This is a genomic window from Xylanibacter ruminicola Ga6B6 (assembly GCF_000687715.1).
In the GTDB taxonomy this organism is placed as follows: domain Bacteria; phylum Bacteroidota; class Bacteroidia; order Bacteroidales; family Bacteroidaceae; genus Prevotella; species Prevotella ruminicola_B.
Genome location: NZ_JHXD01000001.1, coordinates 1 through 15,803 on the forward strand (window position 1 = coordinate 1; position 15,803 = coordinate 15,803).

At 46.7% G+C, this 15,803-nt stretch carries 15 protein-coding genes; 8 read left to right on the forward strand and 7 right to left on the reverse strand.

Features of this window, described 5'->3' with window-relative positions; all coding sequences use genetic code 11:
- The 6 genes from T500_RS0100005 to T500_RS0100030 form a co-directional block, all read right to left on the reverse strand.
- On the reverse strand, positions 1-235 hold a 235-nt coding region (locus T500_RS0100005; protein ID WP_028906399.1), incomplete at its 3' end, for a helix-turn-helix domain-containing protein.
- 43 nt (positions 236-278) lie between these two features.
- On the reverse strand, positions 279-1,742 hold the full coding sequence (locus T500_RS0100010; protein ID WP_155267371.1) for a PD-(D/E)XK nuclease family protein: 1,464 nt from the start codon (positions 1,740-1,742) through the stop codon (positions 279-281).
- Positions 1,739-3,391 (reverse strand): transporter substrate-binding domain-containing protein, encoded by a 1,653-nt coding sequence (locus T500_RS0100015; RefSeq protein WP_196243438.1) that lies wholly within the window; start codon positions 3,389-3,391, stop codon positions 1,739-1,741. The genes T500_RS0100010 and T500_RS0100015 overlap by 4 nt, the downstream gene beginning before the upstream one ends.
- Positions 3,392-3,426: 35 nt before the next feature.
- Positions 3,427-3,582, reverse strand: a complete 156-nt coding sequence (rd, locus tag T500_RS0100020; RefSeq protein ID WP_028906402.1) for a rubredoxin — start codon at positions 3,580-3,582, stop codon at positions 3,427-3,429.
- Positions 3,583-3,596: 14 nt separating this feature from the next.
- The gene (locus T500_RS0100025; protein ID WP_013063497.1) at positions 3,597-4,649 is read right to left on the reverse strand and encodes a glycosyltransferase family 9 protein; all 1,053 of its coding nucleotides are present in this window, start codon (positions 4,647-4,649) and stop codon (positions 3,597-3,599) included.
- Positions 4,650-4,661: 12 nt separating this feature from the next.
- On the reverse strand, positions 4,662-5,267 hold the full coding sequence (locus tag T500_RS0100030) for a DUF4254 domain-containing protein (protein ID WP_013063500.1): 606 nt from the start codon (positions 5,265-5,267) through the stop codon (positions 4,662-4,664).
- 281 nt (positions 5,268-5,548) lie between these two features.
- Here T500_RS0100030 and T500_RS0100035 point away from each other — a divergent pair, with 281 nt between their 5' ends.
- The 3 genes from T500_RS0100035 (at position 5,549) to rnc (ending at position 8,133) form a co-directional block, all read left to right on the forward strand.
- The gene (locus tag T500_RS0100035; RefSeq protein ID WP_013065488.1) at positions 5,549-5,785 is read left to right on the forward strand and encodes an acyl carrier protein; all 237 of its coding nucleotides are present in this window, start codon (positions 5,549-5,551) and stop codon (positions 5,783-5,785) included.
- A gap of 67 nt (positions 5,786-5,852) precedes the next feature.
- On the forward strand, positions 5,853-7,115 hold the full coding sequence (gene fabF / locus T500_RS0100040) for a beta-ketoacyl-ACP synthase II (protein WP_028906403.1): 1,263 nt from the start codon (positions 5,853-5,855) through the stop codon (positions 7,113-7,115).
- On the forward strand, positions 7,105-8,133 hold the full coding sequence (rnc, locus tag T500_RS0100045) for a ribonuclease III (protein WP_028906404.1): 1,029 nt from the start codon (positions 7,105-7,107) through the stop codon (positions 8,131-8,133). Before fabF ends, rnc begins: the two co-directional genes overlap by 11 nt.
- 30 nt (positions 8,134-8,163) lie before the next feature.
- On the opposite strand, the gene T500_RS14770 is transcribed toward rnc, so the two are convergent.
- A complete protein-coding gene (locus tag T500_RS14770) occupies positions 8,164-9,486 on the reverse strand; it encodes a serpin family protein (protein WP_196243439.1) in 1,323 nt (440 codons plus the stop codon).
- 148 nt (positions 9,487-9,634) lie between these two features.
- Here T500_RS14770 and T500_RS0100055 point away from each other — a divergent pair, with 148 nt between their 5' ends.
- The 5 genes from T500_RS0100055 (at position 9,635) to T500_RS0100075 (ending at position 15,803) form a co-directional block, all read left to right on the forward strand.
- On the forward strand, positions 9,635-10,183 hold the full coding sequence (locus T500_RS0100055) for an RNA polymerase sigma factor (protein WP_036908068.1): 549 nt from the start codon (positions 9,635-9,637) through the stop codon (positions 10,181-10,183).
- 20 nt (positions 10,184-10,203) lie between these two features.
- Positions 10,204-11,466, forward strand: a complete 1,263-nt coding sequence (locus T500_RS0100060; RefSeq protein ID WP_028906406.1) for a PorT family protein — start codon at positions 10,204-10,206, stop codon at positions 11,464-11,466.
- A gap of 73 nt (positions 11,467-11,539) precedes the next feature.
- The gene (locus T500_RS0100065) at positions 11,540-13,048 is read left to right on the forward strand and encodes a GH3 auxin-responsive promoter family protein (protein WP_028906407.1); all 1,509 of its coding nucleotides are present in this window, start codon (positions 11,540-11,542) and stop codon (positions 13,046-13,048) included.
- Positions 13,045-14,997: an Ig-like domain-containing domain gene (locus T500_RS14775; protein WP_036908072.1), complete on the forward strand. Its 1,953-nt coding sequence runs from the start codon at positions 13,045-13,047 to the stop codon at positions 14,995-14,997. The genes T500_RS0100065 and T500_RS14775 overlap by 4 nt, the downstream gene beginning before the upstream one ends.
- Positions 14,994-15,803, forward strand: a complete 810-nt coding sequence (locus T500_RS0100075; protein ID WP_028906408.1) for a DUF3108 domain-containing protein — start codon at positions 14,994-14,996, stop codon at positions 15,801-15,803. The genes T500_RS14775 and T500_RS0100075 overlap by 4 nt, the downstream gene beginning before the upstream one ends.

The following is a 15,803-nucleotide window of genomic DNA, read 5'->3' on the forward strand; positions in this document are numbered from 1 at the left end:
CCTCAGGAGATTTCTCCTCTTTCTTTTTACGTGCCATATCTTCAAGCGGTTTGGTATCCGCCTGCAAAGATACAACATTTTTTGATTTTCTGTACCGGCTTACCCAACATCTTATCGTACTTGGTTCAACATTGTAGTACTTTCCCAACTCTTCATAACTGTTGGTACCATTCAAATAAGCAGAAATAATCTCCGCTTTCTTCTCTTCTGGAATCCTTGGATTTAAAATTCTCATAAGTCTAACACATTTATTAAGTTTCTAAATGTGTCAACCTATATCAGTATAAGACATACAGCAATCTGTGGCCTAAATCGTGCTGCTGACAAATGGTGACGATTTGCTGGATGAGCTGGTCCATCTTGGGTACTTGGGCTACATAGTAGGTGGGATAATCGGGACAGAGCACCACCAAGTTCATTGCCTTTACCTTAATGCCGTAATGGCGCTCTAACATATAACGATACAGATTCTGCTGAATGCAATAATGGTAGAACGAGGTATCGGGCAGACTGATGCCGTTATGGCTCATCTTGCCACGAAAACCCTCGACGATGGGTTGGCCTTGGGCGTTTACAACCTTCGACGAACGCTTCCAATCATAGATGGTAAACTCACCATCATCATCCTTACAGATCAAGTCGATGGTGCCGGCAATGTTCAAATCCTTATCGTAAACGGGCCACTCCTGGCGATAGGGCTCGATATCGTAGTCGCGGATAAAACGCAGAAAGTGCAGTTTTTCCTGCTCTACGCTCACCACTTCAGTGTCGTTACCAAACTGCAGCTGGCACTCGGTCTCGAAGAAACCGCGCTGAAAATAGTTCTCTGTCTGCAGATGTACAAAGGTACCCACCTCGCTGGCTGTACGACCAGCGCGCTCCCACTTATCCAAGCTCTCCTCTACGGGTATGCCTTTAAACCGCATCTGGTTTTCGGCCTGTGACAGAGCCTGGAATTCATCAAAGAAATAGGCAATGAGCGAACTGACAGGCAGCATACGCTTTATACCTTTATATATATATATATGTTCGCAGGGCTCGAAATCGATATCAGCATCCTGCTCGTAATGGCCTGCATCGCGAAAGGTGGCCATTTTTTCGCGCATATCATCGGTTTTGTCGAAGGGCTTAACCTGCTGCTTACAATCCAACTCGGCGGCATCGAGGGCATATCTATCGGTTATCCATTGCTTATCTTCGCCAACCACATTCTGCCAGTAGGCCATTTTTAACGCATCGTTACGACTCCAAGGCTCAACAGGTGTGGGCACCGATGCAAATTGGTGCTGCTGGATGGATGCACTATCAGCCATCATACAAGTAACCAACTCTACCAAATAATCGGCACAGATACCAGGCTCCTGGGCGATTTGCTGAGCGGCCAAACGCACTACTACCCATCCATGACGATTGAGCAGATGATCACGAAACACATCGCCACACGACTGGTAGTGGATGGGCTCGCGGGTAGCCTTACGGTAAGGCTCATCTATCTCTACATCGATACGGATGCCGGGGGTTCCAGCTACCACCAGCGCCAAATCGGGATAATATGGCGGCTGCTTGTCGGTAGTGATGATACAGGCGTTTAACAGGCACTCAACACCAGCGGGCAACTTAGCCAAAAGCTCGCGGGCAAGCTTCTGCTCAAGCATGCCTGGGGTTACAAGTGGATGACGACGAAAGGGATACAAAATGGTTCCCCTTTCAGGGAACCTTATGATGGGATATGTTTGTTTCATGCTGTTTCTTCTTGCTTGCTTTGTAGGGTCATCACGAATCGTGCGCCTCCAGTATAGGTGGTGTCGAGAACGATGTCACCACCCAGTCGGCGCGCCAAGCTACGCGCTATCGAGAGTCCGATGCCTGTTCCATCGCTGTACTCGTCTAACTGCACAAACTCGTCGAATATACGCTCGGCCTGATATACGGGTATGGATGTGCCTGTATCTTCGACCACAAAGTACGCCTGCCCCTCGTGATTACTTATTTGTAATGTTACTTGTCCTTGTTCCGTAAATTTCTTGGCATTATCGAGCAACTGCTGCAAAGCCAGAACAGCCGATCGCAGATGGGTATCGAATATCTGCTCAGCCCCAACCAACTTTACAAGCTTGAATTGGACATGCGATGCCTTGTTGATGCCTGCCGCCTTGATGGCCTCCTGAGCAATGACAGCAGCCGACGTATGATCTTCGCGCTCCAGTACAACGCTACTGTTAATTTCGGCAAGTGCCAGCATCTTGTTGACCAAGCCTGTGATACGTTCGGCATTATCGATAATCTGCACCGACATATCGCGTTTCTCCGCCTTATCCAATTCGGCATCTGTAGTTGTCAACACCTGTGTAAAACCACATATAATATTTAATGGTGTACGGATTTCGTGCGAGATCTGCTTGATGAAGTTGCTCTTCATACGTGTACTCTCCTCGGCTCTGGCTGTAGCTAACTGCAGGGCTTTATTGTTTTGCTGCAACTGTGCGTTGGCACTCTGCAAACGGCGATTGTAGCGGTTCTTGTTAACCACATAAACCACCATAAACAAAAATACCAAGCCAGTAAGCAACCACCAAACCCACATGGGAATCTTGATATCGCCAAAGCGTTCGACCACTTCCTGACCATATATCTCGTCGACGATGCCCTCGGCCTCCATCTTCTTTAGTTCGGCATTGATGGCATCAATCAAGCGTTTATCGTGACTGGCATAACAATATTCGCGAGGCTCTAACGACAAATCATCTGCCTGCAACTGATCTGACAAGTGCAGGAGTCCGATATTATATTTTGCCTGGAAACGATAGCAGATTACACCATCGTACTTTCCGTTTGCAAGGTCAACAATAGCCTCATTCAGATCGGTTATCGGATAGCCATCGGCCCCTTCGTCCTTCAGCATCAAGCCTATAGGGCGCGATTTCATATAGGCAATACGCTTGCCTTTAAGATGACGGAAATCAAACTCTGCAAAGTCTTTTTTTCTGTAAACCACCTGATAATACATGCGGAATACAGCATCGGAATAGTTGGTTGTATCTTTACGATACGCCGAATAAACCAACATACCCATATCGTACTTTCCACCAATAATACCTGGCGACATTTTGTCCCAATGGTTTGGCGAGAAAGTGTAAGGAATGCCCATACGCGTCAACAGCTTCTTGGTGAACTCCACGTCGTAACCTGTGGGCAAACCCTGACTGTTTACATATTGCAAAGGGGCATAACTGGTATTCATACCCATTACCAACGGACGGTCCTTGCTAAAACCAAGCTCCGTAGCCAATGGGCTTAAGTTAGGTTCATCATCAAACGCCTGCATGAATTCGCTAACATCGTTTTTACACGAAAACAGCACTACAGCCAACAAAATGGCTATAACCCACACACGTTTGATAATGAACCCTATAGTTTGCATGAAATTTATTCTGGCTTGAAATTCTCCTTGCCTACACCACAAACTGGGCATACCCAATCATCGGGGATATCCTCAAAAGCTGTTCCTGGAGCGATGCCACCATCGGGATCGCCTTCTGCGGGGTCGTAAACGTAACCGCACACTTCACAAATGTACTTCATAAGCGTTCTAGTTTTTAGTTATTAATAAGGGTTACTATTCTGTCAACAATCCGCTCGGGCGGAATGTTTTGCAGACATGCATAATCGCCACGCTGACAAGGCTTATTGCCATAAATACTGCAGGGGCGGCACTCCAGATCGATCTGGATAGCATTTTCGGGGTCCTGATTATAACCCAGGAAACCTGCCATGGGGTGTGTTGCGCCCCAAACGCTTACCACAGGTACGCCTGTGAGCGATGCCAGGTGCATATTGGCCGAATCCATCGAGAGCATCACGTTGAGATGGCTCATCAGGATGAGCTCCTGATACATACCCTCGCAATGCTTGGCTACCGAAGTACATTGGCGATACTGTGCACACCACAGCTGGAAGAACTTCTCCTCTTCCTCGCCACGACCAAACAGGAATATACGACCATTAGGATACTGCTGAATAAGACGGAAGATTATCTGCTCCATCAGGCGTGGTGGATACACCTTGCCCTCGTGGGCGGCAAATGGTGCAATACCAATCCACTGTTCGAAACTCTTCTTGGGTCCGAAGATGGCGGGCAACAGGTTCAGATTTCCACCCTCGGCAGGGAAGATGGAACGGAAATTCTTGATATCAACCGGATAGCCCAGACGCTCGAACACAGCGGCATAATTCTCGAACGATGATGGCAATGGCACGCGCTTATCGTGCTTGCCCGAAACCAGTTTACGACGCTGACTGCGGTTCTTGATCAGGTGCTCTACACGATATCGGCCCAGATTGAATCGTAGGCGCAGATACTCTGAGCGCAGAACATTATGCAAATCGGCCACCTTGGTAAACTGCTTGGCAACCAATCGGCGATAAAGTGCGTTAAGTCCGCGCACACCATGATACTCCTTGGTGAGATCGGCCTCCATGAAATTAACATTGGGCGCCAAATCATCGAACAAGGGGCGGGCAAACTTACGGCTAAGCACCGTGATGCGTATATCAGGATACTGCTGAGCCAGCGACCAGACTACAGGCACCATCATGGCCACATCGCCAAGAGCTGAGAATCTGATGACCAGTATATGCTCTTTTCTCATCAGCCTTTGTTTTTACTTCTGATTATATAAGATAGGATTAGTTGCGGGATCGTTATACATCTTCATCTGGCGATACACCTTCATGTACTTGCGGCCAGCCTCGATGTCCTCGAGTAACTGATCGATAGCCAGAGAAAGGTCAACCTGCTGTTCGAGCAGCACATCGAGCTTTGCCTTGCACTTGGCAATGTGCTCTGGCTCGGCATCAGTACGGTTAACCTGCTCCTGCATGTGATAAATCTTAAGTGCCAGAATGCTTAAACGGTCGATAGCCCAAGCTGGGCTCTCGGTATTAAGGCGTGCATCGGCCTGTGGAACAACCTGACTGTAATGCTGGCGGAACCAAGAGTCGATTTCCTCAACCAAATCGGTACGGTCCTGATTACTGCGGTCGATACGACGCTTCAGGGCAAGTGCCTCAACCGGATCGATATGAGGATCGCGGATAATATCTTCATAATGCCACTGAACAGTATCAATCCAACATTTCTTATATAGACTATACTGGATACTGTCTTTCTGATATGGATTTTTCAAGGGCGTGTCGACATCGTCGAAAACATGATAATCATTTATTGCCCTTTCAAAAATTTGATTAGCTTCTTTTGTAAATGTCATATTTGTATTCGTTTTATTTTGCAAAACTACAGAAAGTTTTTCAAATATCCAACTAAAATTGAATAAAATCGCCATATTTTGTATTATTATAGTATTAGTCATACCTAAAAAGGGCATATTTTTGCACAAATGCCCCTATAATGTGCAAACGAAAGTAAGTTTTTCTTAAAAAAATTTGCGTAAGTGAAAGAAATTGTGTTACTTTGCACCCGATTTCGGCGTAATGCCGTCAAAAATTTCAAGATAGCAACATCATTATTAACAATTAAATTATTACAATTATGTCAGAAATTGAAAGCAAAGTAAAGGCAATTATCGTAGACAAACTCGGTGTAGATGAGGCTGAAGTAAAGGCTGAGGCTAGCTTCACAAACGACCTGGGTGCAGACTCACTGGATACCGTAGAGCTGATCATGGAGTTCGAGAAGGAGTTTGGTATCTCAATTCCCGATGATAAGGCTGAGAAGATCGGTACCGTTGGCGACGCCATCGCTTACATCGAGGAGAACGCAAAATAAATTTGTTCACAACATAATGGTTGCTTTCTAACACTTAGAAGCAACCATTATGCTTTAATTTAAGCTTATGGAATTAAAAAGAGTAGTTGTAACAGGTCTTGGCGCAGTTACGCCAGTGGGCAACACTCCTGAAGAGATGTGGAATAACCTGCTCAACGGAGTTAGCGGCGCAGCACCTATTACAAGTTTCGATACAACAAATTTTAAGACTAAGTTCGCTTGTGAGGTGAAGAACCTCAACGTGAACGATTTCCTGGACCGCAAAGAGGCACGTAAGATGGACCGCTACACTCAGCTGGCCCTGATTGCTGCTAAGCAGGCTGTTGAAGACAGCGGCATGGATCTGGAGACAGAAGACAAGAACCGTATCGGCGTGGTTTACGGCGTAGGTATCGGTGGAATTAAGACCTTCGAGGACGAGGTAAAGTACTATGGTGTTCACGAGGCCGATGGTCCTAAGTTCAACCCCTTCTTCATCCCCAAGATGATTGCTGATATCGCAGCAGGTCAGATTTCTATTATGTATGGCTTCCATGGCCCCAACTATATTACAGCTTCAGCTTGTGCATCTTCATCAAACGCACTGGCCGACGCCTTCAACCTGATTCGCTTGGGTAAGGCTAACGCCATCGTAGCTGGTGGTGCCGAGGCTGCTATCTGCGCTACTGGTGTAGGTGGTTTCAATGCCATGCACGCACTTTCAACCCGTAACGACGAGCCCGAGAAGGCCAGCCGCCCATTCAGCGCAAGCCGCGATGGATTTATCATGGCCGAGGGTTCTGGTTGCTTGATTCTCGAGGAACTGGAGCATGCTAAGGCTCGTGGTGCTAAGATCTACGCAGAGATGGTAGGTGCTGGTATGAGCGCCGATGCTCACCACATCACCGCTTCTCACCCCGAGGGTCTGGGCGCTAAGCTCGTTATGCAGAATGCTCTTGAGGACGCAGGTTTGAATCCTGAGGACATCGATTATATCAACGTTCACGGCACATCAACTCACGTTGGTGATATCTCTGAGGCCAAGGCCATCAAGGAGGTATTCGGCGATGCAGCCTTCAAGCTCAACATTTCTTCTACCAAGTCGATGACTGGTCACCTGCTGGGTGCCGCTGGCGCTGTAGAGGCAATGGTAACTGTCCTGGCTGTGAAGAACGATATCGTTCCTCCAACAATTAACCACGAGGAGGGCGACGAGGATCCTGAGATTGATTACAACCTGAACTTCACATTCAACAAGGCTCAGAAGCGCGAGGTACGTGCTGGACTCAGCAACACCTTCGGCTTTGGTGGTCACAACGCATGTGTAGTATTCAAGAAGTATGAGGCTTAATAACATCATAGATAGAATAAAGCTCCCTTTCCGTCAGGAGAAGGAGCTTTTTTCTTCTCTTTATGAGATATTGGGATTCTACCCCCACAATATCGAGTATTACAAGATGGCGCTGATGCACAAAAGCATCCGCAAGCGCAACGACAAGGGCAAGCCGCTGAACAACGAGCGACTGGAGTTCCTGGGTGATGCTATACTCGACGCTGCTGTGGGTTTCATTGTTTACCGCCATTACGAAGGTAAGCGCGAAGGATTCCTCACCAATACACGATCGAAACTCGTAAGCCGCGAAACGCTTGGAAAGCTTGCTACCGAGATGCGATTGAGCAATCTGCTGATATCAGCAGGTCATTCAACCTCGCACAACAGCTATGTTGAGGGCAATGCTTTCGAGGCGTTGGTAGGTGCCATTTATCTGGATCGTGGCTACGAGGCTTGCCTGTGGTTCTTCGAGCATCAGGTACTGGGCAAGTTTATTGATATTGACAAAGTTGCATTCAAGGAAGTAAACTTCAAGTCGAAACTCCTTGAGTGGAGCCAGAAGAATCGTGTACGTTTGGAGTACAAACTCACAAAGCAGAAAAAAGATGAGAACGGCAGTCCTGTATTTACCTATATGGTAATTATTGAGGGCGTTAACGGCGAGAGCGGTTCGGGCTACTCAAAGAAAGAGGCCCAGCAGAAGGCATCGAAAGACACCCTGCAGCGCCTGAAGCGCGAACCACAGTTTGTTGATGCCGTTTTTGCCGCCAAGACTGCCCGCACACAGATGGAAGAAGAGCCAGCAATGGCTGTACCCGATCCTGAAAAGGAGCAACAGAGCTTTATCATCGAGCAGCCAGCAGAAACAGAACAGGTTGAAGAGCAGTTGGTAAAACAACCAGCCCCACAACCTTCGAAGAAGCCAGCAATAGATTTTTCAGATAAGGAATTCGACCTCTCGGACATCTCTCATAAAGAGAAATCGCGCGAAGATATCATTGCCGAAGCTGAAGCTGCAGCATTCGCAGACGATTAAATAAAAAAGAGGTTTTTCCAACCTCTTTTTTTATTTTCCTGTAAACTTTCCTACAAAGAGAATCACTCCTGATGACTGTTCGCGAATCACGTAAACAAAAGGTTTGTTTGCGTGGAAAGTAGCCTTAGGATAAACTGGCGGCTCTGACGGATAAGTAGTAGTAAATTTTTCACCAACGATGGTTACAGCAGCGGCCTCCGATCCTTCTTCGCTCACCTTAATCTTTGCCTTCTGGCGCATCATACTTATATATAGGTTGCCATTCTCGCACATATTGGGGATTTGGGAGAAATCACGGTCGAAAGCCAGATGGATGCCCAGGTTCTGCATCAACGGGATGAGTCCGCCAACCTCCTTACTATCTGTATCCGATTCCGTTTCGTAGCGAGGCAGCTTCAGATCAACCTCGTAGGGCTCAAACACGCCGCCCATCGTTCCGCAGAAACTCTCCACATCGGCAAAACCCACTTTCGACAGATGCTCGATGACGTCATCAATGGTTTTGCCTTCCTCGGGCAGCATCACCGTCATGTTCCAATAGCCATTGCCGTAAGGCATCTTGATGGCTGAGTAGAGCCCGTTGTTCACATACGATATCAGCACGTTCTGGTGCATCATGGGCACCTTGCCTTTGCCGTCGAACAACTCATCCTTGGTGTTCTTCGCATCAAACTTCGAAGCCCAGTCGGCCTTGAAGTAGATAGCGTTCAGCAGATAGGATACTGCCGTAGGTTCTGTCTCGTCGATGATGCCTTTTATCATACCGTTGGTCTTGTCGTTGCACCAATTGTTGATAACGTCGGCCGATTTCTTTGTCTCTGCAAAGTTCAGCGCCTCGGCCTTAGCATCGTAATAGTCGGCGACATCCTTCTCGAATTGCTTTTTCAGCTTATATTTCTCGTTCAGAAAAATGGCGTTAGCGATGTTAAGCGTTACCTTGTCATCAACCTTTGGCAGATTATCGATAAGATTCTTGCAGTAGTCGTTCACGGCCTTGATGCCTCCCTGGTGGAAACCTAAGGTTTGCTCCAGCTCTTCTTCCGTCTTTCCGATAGCTGCATCGTTCACCATTCCTAAGGCGTAGGTGATGCTGAGTGGCGAGTAAATAAAGCTCTTACTGCTACGATCCGTTTCGTTAACGGTTTTCAGGAAGTTCAGCGTAAACTGGTTGTTGTCGTTTACAAACACACTCTGCTCCTGAGTTAGCTGTATAGGCTTTGATTCACCCAGCATGTTTACAATTTGCTTGGGTTCGAGCTGCTCAATCTCTTCTGACGAGCTGCATGAAAGGAGGCTCGAAAGGATGACTCCACTCAGCATAATTGCTGATAATAAAAAGAACTTTTTCTTCATATTCATACTATTTTTAGGTTCATTTCGCTATAATAATGCAGTATTTAAGCGATTCTTGTATAGAAAAATGTTAAAGAATTAAAAAACTTGCCGTTCTCATACAAGATTTAAGTACTTTTGAATTCTAATAATAGAACGCGAGCAAAAAATGGTCAAACAAATCGTTGAACGCATACGGAATAAAGACCAGCGGGCGATGAGTGAGCTCTACCAAATGTATATTGGTGAGCTTTCATCGGTCTGCTACCGATATATTCCCAATGCCGACGATGCAAAGGACGTGCTGCAGAACAGTTTTGTGAAGATTTTCACGGCTATCCCAATGATGGAGTATCGTAGCGATGAAGCGTTTAAAGGTTGGCTGATGAGGGTTGTAGCAAACGAGGCGCTGATGTTCCTAAGGACCAAGAAGAAACTGCTGTTTGTAGAGCAGGACGAGATAAAACAGAAGCAAGCGGATATAGCAGACGACACCCCTGCAACAGAGCAGATTTCGGCCGACCAGTTGCACCAGCTGATAAGCGAACTGCCTGATGGATACAGAACGGTACTGAATCTGTATGTATTTGAAGACTACTCGCATCGGCAGATAGCCGAACTACTAGGTATCAAGGAGAGCACATCGGCCTCTCAACTCTATTACGCCAAGCAATGGCTGGCGCGCAGAATAAAGGAATTAATAATCGACAAGGGATGAAAGAGGATTGGACGAAACAAATGAAACAAAAACTGGAGGGGCACCAGATGACCCCACCAGCCGGACTTTGGGAGAGCATCAGTAACGAGATGCAGCTCCAGACAGAGTCTGCCCCTGTTTCAGCCCCTACCAAGACTGTTAACATGCGCCGCTGGTATTGGGTGGCTGCAGCAGCTATCCTGGTAGTTGCAGGTTTCTTTGCCGTTTATCAGTTTGATACCAAAGAGCCCCAATTAACGGCGAAAAGTGAGAAAGTGATGGCACCAAAAGCCTCGGCAGATAAGCCATCGATGCTAACAGAAGAACCAATACTTCTGGCCCAGGCAACAAATGAAAATAAGGTAGAAAAGGCTGCAGAAATTGAGCGTCACCCCAAAGCCCAGGTTTACGAACAGCAAGTTCCCACAGGCGACAACCTGCAGGAGGTAGCAGACAATAACTTACAAGAGACCTCAAACGACAACAAGCCAGATACTACAGACGATCATCAGCAGGTATCAGAAGATACCAAAATTATTGCATCTCAGGAAAAGAAACAAACCTATCTGCCTGATGTTATCAATCCAAGTGAAACCCATTCTAAATCTAGCGATACAGATAAATGGACCATCGGCCTGAATGGTTCGAACGGTTTGTTAATGGCTAGTAATAATTTAGGAAACACTATGGGTGGACAATTCTTGAATAGCGATGCGAATTACGCAGTTAACAGCGATGTTGATTTGGGCAAAAACGGCGGTACTATTGTTACCGACTACATCAAGTTCGGCGAAACTTCTTCGTTTACCAATATGTACACTCTGCCCGATGTAGTTTCGAAGCACAAACTGCCTGTAAGATTCGGACTCTCGTTACAGTACCAACTTAGCAACCGTATCGCTTTGTATAGTGGTATCAGCTATACCTATCTCGAGTCGGAGTTTATCACACCTATTACCAACAGTAATAATTACATCCAGAAACTCAGATACTTAGGTATTCCCGTAGGCGCATCGTGGAACATATGGAGCACTGGTAATCTTAATGTTTATCTAGCGGGTAACGCCTTGCTTGAGAAATGTATCGATGCCCAAGTATCCGATGGCGATATCGACCAACGCCCTTGGCAGTTCTCACTTAATGCCGCTGCTGGTGCCGAATATAATATCACACGCCAGTTCGGACTTTACCTTGAGCCTGCGCTGGGTTATTACTTTAACGACGGAACCTCTTTGCAGCATTATTACAAAGAGCATCCGCTGGCACCATCTATCCAGTTTGGATTAAGATTACATCTTAAATGATAAAAAAACGAAAAATATTCCCCCTTTACAACGGAATTGCGTAATTTTGCAGGCAGATTGCGCAATTATTAACATGAGTATAACAAAGATTGTAAGAAAAGTATTCGAGCCTAGACAAAAGGAACTCGAGAAACACTTCAACCAAGGCAAAGCACTCCAGGAAGCTGTGCTGGGCCGGCTGGTGGCTGAAGCTAAAGATACGGAATACGGACGAAATCATGCCTTTTCATCAGTAAAAGGTTACGATGATTTTGCCAAACACATCCCCGTAAATACCTACGAAGAACTCAAAGAATCGATAGATCGCATGCGTCATGGCGAAACAGATGTGCTGTGGCCAGGCCGCGTAAAATGGTATGCCAAATCATCGGGCACTACCAACGATAAGTCGAAATTCATCCCTGTAAGCAAAGAGGGACTGAAACACATACATTATCGTGGCGGATTTGATGCTGTAGCCATGTATCTGCAAAACAATCCCAAGTCGCGCATGTTCGATGGTAAGGGACTGATTCTTGGTGGTAGTCATGCGCCGAATTATAATCTGAAAGACTCTCTGGTTGGTGATTTGAGCGCCATCCTTATCGAGAATATCAACCCGTTGGCCAATCTGGTTCGTGTGCCGAAGAAACAGACAGCTCTGCTTTCTGACTTCGAGATAAAGCGCGACCGTATTGCCCGTGAGGCTATGAACAAAAACGTAACCAATCTCTCAGGTGTGCCCTCGTGGATGCTCTCTGTGCTTACACGCATGATGGAGATAACAGGAAAAACACATCTTGAAGAGGTTTGGCCTAACATAGAAGTGTTCTTCCATGGTGGTGTAGCCTTTACGCCTTATCGCAAACAGTACGAACAGCTCATTACCTCGCCCAACATGCACTATATGGAAACATATAATGCCAGCGAGGGATTCTTCGGCCTGCAGAACGACCCATCGGATAAGTCGATGCTGCTGATGCTCGACTACGATGTGTTCTACGAGTTCATCCCTATGGACGAAATAGGTAAGGAGAATCCAACCATCGTACCATTGTGGGGTGTAGAAACAGGTAAGAACTACGCTATGGTCATCTCAACCAGCTGTGGTTTGTGGCGTTATGAAATCGGCGACACCATCCAGTTTACATCTACCAATCCGTACAAGTTTATCATCTCTGGTCGCACCAAGCATTTTATTAATGCCTTTGGCGAGGAGCTGATAGTAGATAATGCCGAAAAGGGACTGGCCTATGCATGCGAACAGACAGGTGCTGAGGTTTCGGAATATACCGCTGCCCCTGTGTTTATGGACCAGAACGCCAAGTGCCGCCATCAGTGGCTCATCGAGTTCAAGAAGCGCCCTGCCGATCTGCAGCAGTTCAGCGACCTGCTTGATAAGCATCTGCAGGAAATCAACAGCGATTACGAAGCTAAACGTTATAAGGATATTACGCTGCAGCACCTTGAGATTATTGAAGCACGCGAGAATCTGTTTAACGACTGGCTGAAACTGAAAGGCAAGTTAGGCGGACAGCACAAGGTGCCTCGCCTTAGCAACTCTCGCGAACATATCGAACAATTATTGAAGTTGAACGCATGAAGAAACTCCTCTATATCTGCTGCATAGCCTTAGCTATGATTGGTTGCGCCCGCATGGGACAGCCCGATGGCGGTTGGTATGATGACGACCCACCAAAGGTTCTGAGCGCCACGCCTGCCGATCAGGCCACCAACGTAAACACCAAGAAGATTACCATCCTGTTTGATGAATTTATCAAACTTACCGATGCAACCAACAAGGTGATTGTGTCGCCTCCACAGCTGGAAGTACCTGACATCAAGGCTGCGGGCAAAAAGATTGTGGTAGAACTGCAGGACTCGCTGATGGCGAATACCACCTATACCATCGACTTTAGCGATGCCATTAGCGACAACAACGAAGGTAACCCTATGGGCAGCTATACTTATAGTTTCTCAACAGGCGAAAAGATTGATACCTTCGAGGTATCGGGCTATGTGCTCGATGCCAGTAATCTCGAACCCATCAAGGGCATTATGGTAGGTTTGTATAACGATCTGGCCGATTCTGCCTTCCAAGCCAAGCCCATGCTGCGTGTGTCGCGTACCGACAGTCGCGGACACTTTGTAGTAAAAGGAGTGGCTCCTGGCACTTATCGCGCTTATGCCCTACAGGATGCCGATGGCGACTTCCGCTTTACACAGAAGAGCGAGATGATTGCCTTTAACCAACAGACATTCGAACCAGGTTCAAAGCCTGATGTACGTACCGACACCGTTTGGCGCGACTCGCTACATATCGATGCGCTGATAAAAGTGCCTTACACACACTTCCTCCCCGATGATATCACGTTGTTGGCATTCACCCACGTGCTTACCGATCGTTTCCTTATCAAGACAGAACGTGTAGAGGCCAATAAGTTCTCTATGTACTTCAGCTATGGTCATCCTGAACTGCCTGTTATAAACGGTCTGAACTTCGACAGTAACGATGCTTTTGTAATCGAGACGAACGAGAAACAAGATACTATCCATTACTGGTTGCGCGATACAACTCTAATTAATCAGGATACCTTACGTATGGAAATCAACTATCAGATTTCCGACTCTACAGGTATGCTCATTAACCAAACGGATACCATCGAATCGCTTGCCAAAACTCCGTATGCCAAGCGACAGAAGGAAAAGGCCAAGGAGATTGACCAATGGATGAAGGAACAGGAAAAGAAAAAGAAACGCGATATGCCTTACGATTCTGTATGGCACGAGAAACCTTTGGAGCCCAAGTTCGATGTTCCATCTCAGATGGATCCAGATAAGGTAGTTAAGGTTGATATGCCTACACCTCTGCAACATTGCGACACAGCAGCGGTTCATCTCTATTCGATGATCGACTCTGTATGGTACGAGTCAGATTGCCGCATGGAACCTATCCCTCATCAGATCAGAAGTTACCAGATTCTGGCCGATTGGCGCCCAGGCATAGAGTATAGTCTTGAGATAGATTCTGCAGCCTTCGTGGATATCTACGGCAAAGTATCTAACGCCTATAAACAAGGCATCAAGGTTAAGGGCGAAGACGAATACGGTACGCTGAAACTGAACATCTCTGGTATAGAAGATTCTGCCATGGTGGTTCAGTTGCTTAATGGTTCGGATAAAGTCGTAAAACTGGCCCGTGTAAATAACCATGTGGCCAAGTTTGAATACCTTAAACCCGAGAAGTATTACGTAAGTGCCTTTATCGATAGTAATGGTAACGGCATCTGGGATACAGGAGACTATGCCGAAGGCCGACAGGCAGAGGCCGTTTACTACTATCCCAAAGAGATAGAAGGCAAAGCCAAATGGGATTTGAATCTTAACTGGAATGTAACGGCTGTACCCGTGTACAAACAAAAGCCAGAGAAGATTACCAAACAGAAACCAGAGGCTGCCAAGAAACTAAAGAACAGAAATGTAGAACGCGCCCGCCAAATGGGTATAGAATACCTGAAGGATAAGGGCATAAATGTAGATAGCAAGAAATGAAGAAGATAATTCTTTCGCTGATGATTATGCTTGGCACAGGCCTCTCGGCCCATGCCCAGTGTGGAATTGCCAACACCGCCTTTAAGAGCGGCGAGAGCCTGGAGTACGACCTTTACTTTAACTGGCAGTTTATTTGGGTAAAGGTTGGATCGGCCCAGATGGATACTAAGATGACCAAGTTTGAGGGCAAGGATGCGTGGAAATCGTACCTGATTACACGTGGAAACTCTAAGCTCGACAAGTACTTCACCATGCGTGATACTTTGCTGTCGTACTGCAATCCCGATCTTTCGCCAATGTATTTCCGCAAAGGCGCCCGTGAAGGTAGCAGATACTATGTAGATGAGATATGGTACACCTATCCTAACGGCAACTGCCAGCTGAAAAAGCACCGTATTGATGCCGACGGCGAACAGCATTGGAAAACCAGCACCTATCGTAACTGTATTTACGATATGATGTCTATTTTCCTGCGTGCCCGTAACTTCGATGCCACCAAACTGAAAAAGGGCCAGGTCATCCCCACCCCTATCAGCGATGCACGTAACTTGTCTAACTCGTGGTTGGAATTCCGTGGTCGCGAAACCTTCAAGATGAATGGTTCAAAGGAGAAGTTCCGTTGTTTGGTAATGTCGTTCTATGAGCGCGAAGACGGAAAAAGCCATGAGCTTATCCGTTTCTATATCACCGACGATCAGAATCATATACCAGTACGCCTCGACATGTTCCTTTCGTTCGGAAGTGCCAAGGCATACCTGAATAATTATAAAGGTGTTCGCAGCGCGATGACCTCGAAAATCAAATAG

Coding starts and splice junctions, on each gene's coding strand:
- rd (WP_028906402.1), bottom strand. CDS start 3,582: ATGAAGTACATTTGTGAAGTGTGCGGTTACGTTTACGACCCCGCAGAA.
- fabF (WP_028906403.1), top strand. CDS start 5,853: ATGGAATTAAAAAGAGTAGTTGTAACAGGTCTTGGCGCAGTTACGCCA.
- rnc (WP_028906404.1), top strand. CDS start 7,105: ATGAGGCTTAATAACATCATAGATAGAATAAAGCTCCCTTTCCGTCAG.
- T500_RS0100025 (WP_013063497.1), bottom strand. CDS start 4,649: ATGAGAAAAGAGCATATACTGGTCATCAGATTCTCAGCTCTTGGCGAT.
- T500_RS0100065 (WP_028906407.1), top strand. CDS start 11,540: ATGAGTATAACAAAGATTGTAAGAAAAGTATTCGAGCCTAGACAAAAG.
- T500_RS0100010 (WP_155267371.1), bottom strand. CDS start 1,742: ATGAAACAAACATATCCCATCATAAGGTTCCCTGAAAGGGGAACCATT.
- T500_RS0100075 (WP_028906408.1), top strand. CDS start 14,994: ATGAAGAAGATAATTCTTTCGCTGATGATTATGCTTGGCACAGGCCTC.
- T500_RS14770 (WP_196243439.1), bottom strand. CDS start 9,486: ATGAAGAAAAAGTTCTTTTTATTATCAGCAATTATGCTGAGTGGAGTC.
- T500_RS14775 (WP_036908072.1), top strand. CDS start 13,045: ATGAAGAAACTCCTCTATATCTGCTGCATAGCCTTAGCTATGATTGGT.
- T500_RS0100060 (WP_028906406.1), top strand. CDS start 10,204: ATGAAACAAAAACTGGAGGGGCACCAGATGACCCCACCAGCCGGACTT.
- T500_RS0100035 (WP_013065488.1), top strand. CDS start 5,549: ATGTCAGAAATTGAAAGCAAAGTAAAGGCAATTATCGTAGACAAACTC.
- T500_RS0100055 (WP_036908068.1), top strand. CDS start 9,635: ATGGTCAAACAAATCGTTGAACGCATACGGAATAAAGACCAGCGGGCG.
- T500_RS0100030 (WP_013063500.1), bottom strand. CDS start 5,267: ATGACATTTACAAAAGAAGCTAATCAAATTTTTGAAAGGGCAATAAAT.